Source organism: Amycolatopsis plumensis, from assembly GCF_042652605.1.
GTDB classification, from domain to species: domain Bacteria; phylum Actinomycetota; class Actinomycetes; order Mycobacteriales; family Pseudonocardiaceae; genus Amycolatopsis; species Amycolatopsis plumensis.
In genome coordinates, this window is sequence record NZ_JBHSJY010000001.1 from 8,622,591 (window position 1) to 8,634,430 (window position 11,840).

The 11,840-nt window shown below is 69.0% G+C and carries 5 protein-coding genes; all 5 read right to left on the reverse strand.

From position 1 onward, the window contains the following. Positions 1-79: 79 nt before the first annotated feature. The 5 genes from ACFPLC_RS41475 to ACFPLC_RS41495 all read right to left on the reverse strand — a co-directional run bounded on the left by ACFPLC_RS41475 (position 80) and on the right by ACFPLC_RS41495 (position 11,553). Positions 80-772, reverse strand: a complete 693-nt coding sequence (locus ACFPLC_RS41475) for a barstar family protein (RefSeq protein ID WP_378199958.1) — start codon at positions 770-772, stop codon at positions 80-82. Between the two features lie 26 nt (positions 773-798). Then, complete coding sequence (locus ACFPLC_RS41480) at positions 799-972, reverse strand: hypothetical protein (RefSeq protein ID WP_378236122.1); 174 nt, start codon at positions 970-972, stop codon at positions 799-801. A gap of 223 nt (positions 973-1,195) precedes the next feature. After that, complete coding sequence (locus ACFPLC_RS41485; protein WP_378199964.1) at positions 1,196-1,456, reverse strand: Imm32 family immunity protein; 261 nt, start codon at positions 1,454-1,456, stop codon at positions 1,196-1,198. A 9-nt stretch (positions 1,457-1,465) separates the two neighbouring features. Then, positions 1,466-8,218, reverse strand: a complete 6,753-nt coding sequence (locus tag ACFPLC_RS41490; RefSeq protein ID WP_378199967.1) for a polymorphic toxin-type HINT domain-containing protein — start codon at positions 8,216-8,218, stop codon at positions 1,466-1,468. 44 nt (positions 8,219-8,262) lie between these two features. Then, positions 8,263-11,553: a LamG-like jellyroll fold domain-containing protein gene (locus ACFPLC_RS41495; RefSeq protein ID WP_378236123.1), complete on the reverse strand. Its 3,291-nt coding sequence runs from the start codon at positions 11,551-11,553 to the stop codon at positions 8,263-8,265. Positions 11,554-11,840 lie beyond the last annotated feature (287 nt).

Consider the following 11,840-nt stretch of genomic DNA (forward strand, 5'->3'; position numbering starts at 1 on the left):
CGGACCAGGCCGCTCGAACATCCCCCGGCCCAAAAGCACCAACGTCTCCGGGCCGAACTGGTTGCTCGGCCCGGACCGTTCACCGAGCCTCGACGATCACGCCGAACTCCTCCAGAACGGCCGTGACAGCATCGAGGAACTCCGCACCCAGCGCCTCTTCGGACGAGAAGAAGTCGTTCCACAACAGCGTGGCCGGCCGTTTACCGGCCGGAGCGGAGCGGAGACAGTCGACGAGTGCGTCGAGGTTCGACCCGAAGTAGCCGCCCGGGCCCCTGGCCGCCTCACCCAGCGCACAGTAGAAGCCGGCCTTCGTCACGACCGAGGCGCCGTTCAGTGTCATCATCTCAGCGTCCGCGCAACCACCAGAACCGTGCCCGGTGGCGAACCACGAGTTCTGCACGACGTGCAGCCACGCCGGGTGGTGGCGGACCGGAAGCCGAAGCCACTCTCCGGCTCGCAGCGGCGGCCCCGACGCCCAACGTCGCCAGATCGCGGCCGCTTCAGGAAATTCACACCGGTCACCGAAAAAACGGAACGCAACGCGCTTCGGGTGGAAGCCACCGAAGATCACCCGTCCGACGAGATACTCGCCTACCTTGTCCCGCCGCCCATTCACTATCTCGAGAACCGCATCCTCGACCTGCCGCGGCCGCTCGTCACTCAACTTCGCCCGGCGGAAGACGACTTCCGGGGCATCGTCACCCGGAGAGGCGAAGAACCCCTCCAGTTCTTCGGCCTCGACCAGCACGATGGCCCGGCTCTCATCGACCAACCGGTACAGGGCGGCACCTCCACTGCTCAGCTCAGGTTCCTCACGACCGTGTCCATCTCCCGGCGTGCCGGACCGCCGACCGGGATCCTCGTCCACCAACAGCCCGCACCCGGCTCGACCGCGTCGCCGATGTGCGCGAGCAGCTTCCGGCCGTCCGGTTCGGTGACCGACCTGAACTCCTCGTCGACCGCATCGACCACCGCCCGCGCGGCCAGCTCCGCGCCGACGATGCCAAAGCCATCGGCGAGCGCGTCACGCGCGAAAGGGCCGCAAGGTCGTCGTGCGCCCCCACACCGTACGGCACTCGGCCCCTCATCAGCCACCTCGCTCAGGTAGAAGACCAGCCGGCGCGGATCCGGCTCCGGCTCCGGGTCGATCGGCCGAAGCTCCTCAGCCGGACGACGATCGCAAGAGTCCGGCGGGTCAGTCGTCCACGCGCTCCACGATCAAGTCCACCTCGCCGTCAACCTCCTGCCCGGCGGTCAGGTGAACGTGCGCCCCGGACGGGACTCCCTCCTGCGCGAGGGTGAGCAGATGCCGTGCCAGCGAAACCAAGCCAGCCGGGTTCCCTCTCAGCAGAACCTCGCCTGAATCGATATTCACGTCCAGTTCGAAACCCTCTTCCCAACGAAGCGTGAGCCCGCTGGCCGGATCATACCGTTCGAAACCGATCAACTGCTCCAAAACGCACTCCTAATCGATGTAAATGTGTCGGTTCTCGACAACCATGCTTCTTCCCGGCTTTTGCGGATTGGGCGCGAGCCGCTCGAAGTTCATGTGTGGACCACCGCCGTGCCTGCCCAGAATATCGGAGTCGCCCATGCGCGCTACCCTGGATCCGTCCTGAGAGACGAATCTCCCGCTACCCGGAACAGGTTCGCGATAGCCGGGGCCCAACCACTTCTCGGCCGCGTCGAGCGCCCTGTTGGTCGGCAGCTTCGTGCCGTCGACCGGATGTCCGTCCGGATCGAACCGGCCGCAGGAACTCCACGGAGTCGAATTGTGGTTGAGAAGTGCCTCATCTCCGGCCACAACGTAGTACGTGTGATCGGCATCGACGGTGATGTTGTGAACGCGGGTGTGCTGGTCCCAGCTGCGGACGGCCGCCACCTCGACAAGCGTCCCGGAACTCGTCTGAAGCCGGCTCCCACCGCTCAGTTCCCTGGCCGGGACCCACCGCTGCTGGTCGGGCACCCAGAACGGATGACCGTCCGTCGCCACGATCGGCGCCTGGCCCGCCACCGTGATACGGACGAGGTGCTTCCAACCCTGCCCGATGATCGTCGCGACCACCTCGCGCGACGTGCTGCGCCCCGTCGAGACGTCCGTCGCCAACACTCGGTCGCCAAGCCGGATCTCTTCGATCGGACGACGGCTCCCGTCCGCCATCAACACCAACGTCCCCGGCGCGAAGCTGTTGCACCCCGTCACCTTCGACAGCCGTTCCTCGGCCTGCTCGACCCGCCGCAGGTCCGCCGCTGCCTTGTCGCGGCGACGCATCCACGTCAATGTGTCCTTGAACGCCGACACGATCTTGTCGACGATCTTGCCGCCCTTGAGGACCTTGCCCCACGGCAACGACGTCAGGATCTCCCAGGCGCAGCCAGCCAGGTTGAAGTCCTTGATGCAGTTGTCGACGACGCCCTTCACGCCGATGATCTCCTGCAGGATGTCGCCGCCCACCTGGATCGCCACGTCGATCCAGCTGCGCTTGTCCGCCGCCGCCTTCTTGGCTTCCTCGTACTCCGCCTGGCTCAGGCCCGCTTCCTTGAGCGCCTGCTGCTTCGCGTCGCCCGCGCCTGCGCCACCGCCGCCGCCCGTCCACGGCGGGTCGATCCAGATGCGGTAGTAGAAGACCTGCACGACCCAATACGTCACGGCCACGAACATCACGATCGGCATGAACAGCCCGACGTAGAAAAGCGTCCAGAGAACCGTCGTCACCGCGGTCCGCTGGGCCACCGAGACGGTCTTCCAGTAAAGGCCGTTCGGATCCGAGTTCGTCACCGGCGAGTTGTTGCCGTAGGCGTACCCGTTGAGCTGCTGCGGATCGTCGACGTCCAGGACCGGATCGGCCGAGGCGAACCGGCCGGTGACCGGGTCGTACTCCCGCGCGCCGAGGTGGGTCAGGCCGCTGTCGTCCTTCGTACCGCCGACGAACCCCTTGTCGTCGGCCCACGAGGCGGGCTGTTTCCCCCGCGGGTTGCCGAACGGATCCGCCTGGCGGGACTTGCCCTCCAAAGTGGACGCGTTGATGGTCATCGACGCCGTGCCCTGGTGGTCGCCCAGCAGCCACGACAGGCCGCCGCCCGAGCCGGACGTCCGCACCGCGACCTCGGAGCCGCCGTGGTCGTAGTACCGACGCCCGGTCAGCTCCTGGGTCGCGTTGCGCACGACCAGCTCCATGCCGTCGAGGTAGAGCGTCGTGGTGCCGGACTCGCGCTTGATGAGCCGGCCGCCGTCGGCGTCGTAGACGAACGACGACTCACGCCCGTCGTGCTCCTTGAGCTTCGCCAGGCGTCCGCTCGCGTCCCACTCCAGGGTCTGCGACGAACCCGACACCTTGCGGCTGGTCGTGTTGCCCGTGGGGTCGTAGGCGAACTCGTCCTTCGCCGTGCCCGTCGGCCCGGTCTGGGTGACTGTCCGGAGCGTGTGCGGCTGGGCGCCGTCCGGGCCGCCGTAGGCGTAGGTCCGCGTGCTGTCCCCCGCCGCCGTGTGCTCGACGTCGGAGACGCGGTTGCCGCCCTTGTCGTAGGCGTACTCGCGCCAGTACGGTGCCGTCCCACCCAGCCCGGCGACCGACGGCTGCTCGCCGCAGTTCCCGCTCTTCGGGGTGAACGCGCCGGTCATCCGCTTGAGGTAGTCGTAGCCGAAACACTGCACGTCCCCGACCGCGCCCGGCGGGGTGTCGGCCAGCCTCGTGATGTTGCCCGCCGGGTCGTAGCCGTAGCTGCGCTTGGCCAGGTAGGCACCGCTCTCGAGGTTGCGCTGGACGTCGACGCCGGCCAGGCGCCGCGTGCCCTCCTCGTAGAACATCGAGGTGTAGACCTTCTTGCTGCCCGAGCCCATCGTCAGCCGCAGCGTCTCCCCGTACTTGGAGTACAGGTGCTCCGGGACGTAGGTGTCGGTGCCCTGGGTCTCGGTGGGCAGCCCGAGGTCGTTGTAGTAGTAGCTGATCAGCTCCGGATCGAGGCCGCCGGCGCCCGGCTGGGTGCGTGAGGTGACCTGGCCGGTCTTGGCGTCGTAGGAGGTCTTGAACGAATAGCTGCCGGTCAGCTTGCCTTCGCCGTCGGGGATGACGACCTTGGTCTCGGTGGGCCGGTTCGCCGTGTCGTAGGAGACGACCTGCTTGGTGTAGGCCTTGCCGCCGGCGTAGCGGGTGGACGCGTCCACCGTGCCGCGCTTGACCAAGTCGTAGGACCAGCCGGCCACCTTCGTCTCGGTGGCGTCGGCGGCCGGCCGCTCGAACTGCGCGACTTGGCGGCCGAGCTTGTCGTACTCGGTCCGCAACCGGACCCCGCGACCGTCGGTCGAGGTCTCGAGCTGGTCGAGTGCCGTGTACGTGTACCGCCGCTCGCCGGCGTCCGGGTCGTGGTCGGCGACCTTGCGGCCGAGGAGGTCGTACTCGTAGGTCCACTTCGCGTTGTCCGGTCCGACGAGCTCGGTCATCAGGCCGCGCACATCGAACTTGTACTTCGTCGAGTCGTGGTCCCCGGTCGCCTCACGGCCGTGGTATTGGATTTTCTCGACGGCGTTGCCGTGGACGTCACGGATGACCGTGGTGGTCGTCCCGCCCAGCGGCGGCACGGTGGTCACGCGGTCGGCCGCGTAGCTGGAGCTCGTCCGCCACTGCTCGACGCCGAGCTTGCGGAAGATCACCGCGGTTTCGCGCTGCTGGTCGTCGAACTCGGTGACCGTCTGGTTCGGCACGGCGTTGTCCAGCACGCCGAGCAGCGCGTCGCCCGCGGCCTGGTCGTTGTAGTACGAGCCGTTGACCTTCGCCTTGAGCCCGCGGGAGTCGTAGAACCAGTCGTTGACGATCCGGCCGCCGGCGACGGCGGGCAGCTGTGTCTGCCGCTCGCGCAGCAGGCCGTCGTACAGCGTGTACGAGGTCGTGTAGCCGCCGCTCTCCCGCAGCGAACCCGTCGTGACGACGGTCGGCGCGTCGGTCCGATAACGGTAGCCGAACGTGCTGGTCGGATCCTTCTTGTCCGCTTTGGACTGACCGGGCGCCCAGGCGCGGACGAGCCGGCCGAGCGCGTCGTACTCCATGTCGGCGCGACGGCCACTGATGTCCACATCAGACGTCGTGAGCCCGTGCGCCGGATCCATGGTGGTCACCGACTGGTAGCCGAGCGGGTCGGTCTTGGTGACCTTGCGGACGCCGAACTCCGGTCCCGGCTCGTAGGCCGAGGTGACCTCGTCGCCGACGGAGTTGACCACCTTGACGGGCCGGCCGAGGTCGTCGTAGGTCGTGCCCTGGGTCAGCTGCCAATCCGTGCCGGTCCAGCGCTCGGTCGCGGTCAGGTTGCCCTTGGTGGGCGCGGTGCCGGAGGCGAGGCCGTCGTAGCTCTGGCGGACCTTGCCGATCAGCTTGCCGGGGGTGTTCTCGTCGGCCGAGCACGGGAGCGCAACCGTGCGCACGCCCGACGGGCGGTCCTGGATCCACGCGGTGTCGTTCGCCGCGAACTCGGTGCGGGCGCAGGTCTCGTCGCCGGTCACCGCGAGGTCCCCGGCGTCGTCGACCTGGACGACGTTGCCGTGGCCGTCGAAGGAGTTCTTGACCTCGGTGCGCCGCCAGCTCCCATCGCCGAGCAGGGTGCGCCCGCGGGTGGTCTCGACGTTCGTCATGTACGCCTTGTCCTCGCCCGCCGTCGCCGTCGGACCGTGCAGCCACGGCACCTTGACCGACGAGGAGACGAGCTTGCCGCCCTCGTAGGACTGCGACTCCAGCGTGAACCCGGCCAGCGCCTCCGCGTCGGTGACCTTGGCGCCCTCGGACGGCGCCACCTGCACCGAGCGGGTCCCGCTCGGCAACCGGTCACCGTCTATGCCGCGCAGGAACCGCTCGACCGTCACCGTCTGCGTGGTGCCGGGCTCGCCGGTAATCGTGCGGACCTCGCCGAACCCACGCCACTGGGACCAGGTCCGGTGCTTCGGCTCGCTGAATTCGGCGTCGTCGAAGTGCCAGGCGGCGTCGCCGAGGTAGTCGTAAGCCGTCTTCTTCAGCGCCGAACCGCCGGTCCGGTCGTCCTCGGTGACCGCCTTGACGACGTACTTGTGGAACCAGCCCAGCACCGCGTCGTAGCCGTGCTCCGGCAGCCACCAGCTCGGGAAGCAGAGCTTGCCGTTGCTCTCCGGGTTCGCAGGCATCGCCGAACCCCAGACGCATTCGCGGTCGGAGTACTTGACCTCGGTGATTCCGCCGGCTTCGTTCTGGACGCGCTCGATGCGGTAGCGCGTGATCGGCGGCAGGCCGTCGCCGGTCGAGACGCGGTTCGGCATCGACAGGCCGTGGAACACCATTTCGGGCAGGGCTTCGGTGCCCCCGGCCAGTCCGGTGTGGGTAATCCCGGCCAGCCACAGCGCCGGGGACAGCCCGTCGCCGGTGTCCGGGAACTGGTGACGCAGTGTCCACGCGTCGACGTCTCGCCACTGGGCGTCGCCGGTGACGTCGTCGCGGCGGATCTGGGTCAGGACCTTGACCAGTCGCTTGCGGCTGAAGAACGCGGGCGAGGTCCGGTTGTCGCACTTCTCGCCGGCCTTGCAGATCCGGTCGAACGGCACGTCCGGCCAGTTCTTGGCGGTGTCCTTGGTCAGCTGGTCGGCGTTGCAGGCGAAGGTGCTCGTCGGCAGGCACCGCTCGGCGGTGTCGAACCAGACGCGTGACGGCGCCGGAGCGAACAGCGCGTTCGCGCGCAGACCGTACTCGATCCGGCGGAGCTGGCCGGCGGCGACGTACGAGGTCTGCTTGTCCGCAGCCATGTCCCGGCCGTAGAAGTTCGTTTCGGGCTCGTAGTAGTACGTCGTCGCGTTGCCGTTGGGGTCGACGACGTAGTCGACGTTCCAGCGGTAGCCCTGCTGGCACCAGGAGTCCGCGAACGCGGTCTTGGCGCACGGCTCACCGCCGTTGTTGCCGAACACGGGCACGGTGTAGGTCGAGCGGGTCTCCGGCTTGCCCTGCGTCCAGCCGGGAAGCCGGTTGAGGCCGAGGAAGTACTGCGTGCCGTTGCTGCTGGTGATCTTCCAGTGCTCGCCGTTGTCGTCACCGTTCGTGGCGCCGGTGAGGTGTTCGATGCGGGAACCGTCGTCGTGCTTCGGCACCCACAGACCGGCCTTGGCGTCCTTGAGGACCAGTTCCGCCGAGACGCCGTTGAGGCTCATGACCGCGTTGTCGGTCGCCCAGCAAAGATCGCCGGTCTTGCGGTCACCCTGGCTCCCGCCGAGGTCGTCGGCGCAGGCCTTGTAGCGGCGCTCGATGAACCCGCCGGCGGACAGCTCCCAGCCGTCGCCCGGGGCCGCGGCCTGGTTGTTGGTCGCGCTGGTGCGACCGTCGACCGTGCCGGAGGAATAGCCGAGGCCGAGCTTCGGGGCGACACCGGCGTTGGGCGGCGGCACGCGCAGCGGCACCGAATAGGTGAAGTCGCCGCTCGAACCTCCGGCGGACCACGAGCCGGCCGGGGACAGCCCGGTGGCCTCGAACGAGCCACCCGCACCGGACGGCGCGGCCGCGGCGGCCAGCATGACCCGGGATGTCGTGGCGCGCTGTTCAGCGGGCAACGTGACCTTGGCGGTCACTGTTCGCGCAGCGGCGTCGTTGATCGTCTCCACCGGCGTCGCCGTGCGGCACTCGGCGCGTTCCGGGGTCCGCGCCGCGCACTCCGGCAGCCGGACGAGCTTGAGCCGGGAGCCGTAGTCCCCACCGAAGGCGGTTTCGAAGCCGCGGTAGTCGACCCGGACCGACATCGACCGCCCGGCCGCGCCGCCGGCGTCCTCGACCGCCAGCACCAGCCCGGTGACGCCGGCCTTCTCCGCGCGGCGCTGATCGTACGTTTCCACCCGGACCTTCGCGTCGGCCGCGGGCGCGGCCGACCGAGCCTGTGCCGGCGGCTCATCGAGGGCCACCGCGACCGGGAGCGAGCCGGCCTGCCGGAAGCCCGGCGCCGCGGCCGATCTCGCGGCTGGCCCAGGTGCGGTCGTCTCCGCGGTGGCCGCACCCGGCCACTTCACTTCCGCGCTCGGCCGGGCCACGGCCTGGTCGACGGCGTTCACCGGCAGCGGGCGAACCGGCACCGGGCCGCCGGGGACGGACTTCTCCTGCTGGAGATCCGGCAGGTGGACGAAGCTCGGTTCGCCGGCCGCGGCGGGAACGGCTTGCACCGTCGTCGTGGCCATCACCGCGGCCAGGACGAGGGCGAGCTGGGGCACGAAACGTCTTCCGGACATGCCGAACTCCAGATTCGGGTCGCGAAGGGAAGGAGAGTGGAGGGTCAGTCCTGCACCGGCAGCTGCCGGATCTGGTTGTCGGTCAAGGTGCCGGAGTAGACCCGCACCGCGCGTACGGCGCCGTTGAAAGGATCGACGTCCCGGCCGACCCAGCGGCTGCCGCCGAACATCAGGCCACCGGTGCCGTTCCAGCCGACGACCCCGCCGAGCCGGCCGGCGAACCGGCCGTTGACGTAGATCCGGGCCTCCTTGGCAGCGAGGTCGTAGACACCGGTGAGGTGCACCCACTGCTGCGTCGCGACGTCGGCTTCGGCGGGCACCCACCAGCCGCCTTCCTGGTCCGCGCCGAGGGACATCAAGAAGCACCACTTCTTGACCTCGGGCCGGTACTGCAGCATGAACGGCGAGAACCGGGTGTCGCGGAGGCTCACGGCGGTGCGAGGTGCCTCGTCCGCCGCGTCCATCCGCACGAACGCGGACACCGTGTACGACCGGTCCGTGCGCAGGTCGGGCCGTGCTCCTTCGACCGAGCCGTACCCGGCGTCCGGCATGCCGGTGAACTTCGCCGCGGGGAAACCGTCGGTCTGGGTCCAGGCGGCGCTGCCCTGGAACGTGGCGTCCCGGCCGCTGACCGCGTCCTTGGTCGTCGTCCCGCTGCCTTCGGCGAGCCGGTAGTGCGCCCGCAGCACCGATTCGTTGGCCAGGGCCGCGGCTTCACTGCCCACGAGCACCCGCTGGTAGAGACGGACGTCGTCGACCGCGCCCGGGAAGTAGTCGACCCGGCTACCGTTCCAGAGCGCCGCGCCGATCTGGACGTCGCCGGTCGCCGACCACGTGCTCGTGTGCGCGATCTCGGCGGCCGGAGCGCCGTTGACGTAGAGGCGGAGCTTGCCGACGGCCTGGTCGTAGACGCCGGTCAGGTGGGTCCAGACGCCCGTCTGCACGGACTGGGCCGAGATAGCGCGGGAGTGCGGTGCTCCCCCACCGTCGGCGTCGGCGCCGAACATCGCCAGGGACCACTTGCCCTCGGGCGAGCCCTGCAGCTGGAACCCGCTGGTGCGCTTGCCGTCCAGCGACACCGCCGCCGGCCAGGCGCCGATCTGGTCCAGCCGCACCCACGCGGACACCGAGAAGCTCTTCGCCGTGTCGACGGCCGGGCCAGCGGCCGAGAGCCGCTTGCCCGTTCCGAGCGCGACCGCGTTGCCGAGGTACCCCGGGGCGGTGGGCGCCGCGCCGCCGATCGGGGTCAGCGGCTGTCCCGCACCCGAGGCGTCGGCGAAGTCGCCGTCGAGTTTCCAGTGCGCCTTCAGGTTGCCGGTCAGCGGATCACCGGCCCGGACGAGGATCGAGTACTTGACGATCGGCGACAGGTTGCCCGCGCGGTCGGCGGCGCGCACGAAGACCGTCTGCGGGCCGTCGGTGGCGGGCGTCCAGCGGAACACGCCGCTGCCGCCGAGCCGGTCGGCTGTCACCCGGTTCTTCGGGTCGTCGTTCTGCTGGTCGGTCACCGACCACAGGAAGTACTGGACGTCCGGGTTGTTCGCCGTCACGGTGAAGGCGCCGGTCTGGCCGATACCGCCGGCTGCGACGTCACCACCGACCGGGTAGTCCGCCGATGTCACGGTCGGCGTTCCCGGTGGCGTCTTGTCCACTTCGAACTCGCAGTTGCCCACCCAGACGGAGTTGCTGCCGCCGTCACTGGCGTACATCGACCAGTTGTAGACACCTTCGCCGGTCACCACCCCGGACGGCACGGTCACCTCGGCGAACGAGCCGGACGGGATGTTCGACGTCGTCGTCCACCACACCTCGCTGCTGGCGCCGAGCTTTCCCTTGTGCAGGGAGAACCGGGCAGTGAGCATGCCGCCATCGGGGTCGGACACCCGGCCACGCAGCCGCGGCGTCGCAGTGAACACGTACGGCCGGGAGTCGCCGGACGCGCACGGGATCTGGCCGCCTTCCATGCCGAGGTCGGCGGGCAGGCCGGGCACGGAGTTGTAGACGTAGTCGATCACCGGGTCGAGCGCGAACCGCCGCCAGTCGTTCTGCTGGCCTTCGTTGGCGGCCTTGAGCATGAACGTCAGAGTGGTCCACCCGCCGTTCGCGGCCTGGCGCGCGGTGTCGTCGATGCGCACCTCGGCCGCACCGTCGGTCGGGCAGTACTTGGCGTTGTTGGACTTGCCGATCCCGCCGAGGTTGACCTCCCAGCCGGGCTGGGCGTTCCAGGTGGTGCCCCAGCCGATGCCGCCGGTGCGCCACAGCTCGGTCGATCCGCCGTTGCAGGAGTAGGAGTGCACGACCCGCGTCCGCATGGTGGCCCGGTGGATGACCTTCCCACGCATCGCCGAGACGTCGACGCTGAAGTAGGACCGCGACCGGTACCCGCCCTGATAGCCCGCCTTCAAGTCGCCCAGCTCTCCGTCGGTCTTGTTGAAGTTGTGCTCCTCCGGCCACGGCTCCTGGACCACGACGTGGTTCTGCTTGGCGCCCGGCCAGGAGTACTCCGGGTCGATCACCACGGGAAAGACCCGGGCGGGGTCGGTGAGAAAGGCGGTGTCCGGCTTGACCACGGTCGCCTCCGGCGTGACGACGACGTCCATCGTCGCCTTCTTCGGCGGCTGCACCGGTTCGGGCACCGTCGCGGAGCGCGCCGAGACACTCGGCGTCGCTCCGCCGGACGAGTCCCACATCTTGGAAGCGTCACCGCGGAAGACGACTTCACCGTCCGCGTCCACCGCTTCGAGGGTGCCCGTGCCGGTCTTGCGCGGCGTCAGCCCGCGAGTGTGGTTGCCGAATTTGATCTCACGCAGCTTCGGATCGCGCGCGGCTTCCGGGGTCTTCACCACGAGGTGCTCGCTGAACCCCTTCGTCGTCACGGTGACCTTGAGGTCCACGCCGGGAATGACCTCGGCGTAGGTGGCGACCGGACCGTCCAGCTTCGGTGCGGGCAGCGTCCCCGGCCACCCGAGACCGATCTCGTGCTCGCCCTTCGTCGCGGCCGCGAGGATCTCGCCGGCACCGCCGTCGGAAAGCCGGACTTCAACAGGAGCGGCATTCGGACGCACCGTGCCGTCGGGCCGCGCCGTGAGCGTGAGGTCGACCGGAACCCACGAGCCGGCACGCTTGATCCGCTGGGGCTCGAAGCTCTCCCGCCGGGTCACGGTGCCGTCCGGGTTGGCGAAGACTTCCGCGTATTCAGTGGTCTCCGCGGGAACACCAACGGCCACACCGGACCGCTTCGCGGCAGCGAGACCAGCAGCCACCGCCGCCGACTCACCGGTTGATTCGGCCGCCGCGGCGACAGGCGAAACCGAAGCCGCCAAGATGCCGGCCACGAAGACAGGCAACACGGCACGACGAAGTAAGCGCACGAAGACTCCCCCACCTCCGGCCGAACTGCGTCGACCGAACCCGATCTTGATCCCCGAGAACTTCTAGCAGCAAATCAAGGATTCACCAAGACGGGTTTACGCGATTGCCGGTTACTTACCAACATGTAGGCTCTACTTGCCGCCCAGGGCCAGCTCCGACCTGGGAACCAAGGCCATCTTCGGGGGCGAATCGACGCGAGCGAAAACGTTAGCAAGCCGAGCTGTGATCAATCCGACTCGTTAGGTGACAC

What these genes read in the sequence shown, in the direction of transcription:
- ACFPLC_RS41490 (WP_378199967.1), bottom strand. Translation starts at nt 8,218, where the DNA reads ATGTCCGGAAGACGTTTCGTGCCCCAGCTCGCCCTCGTCCTGGCCGCG.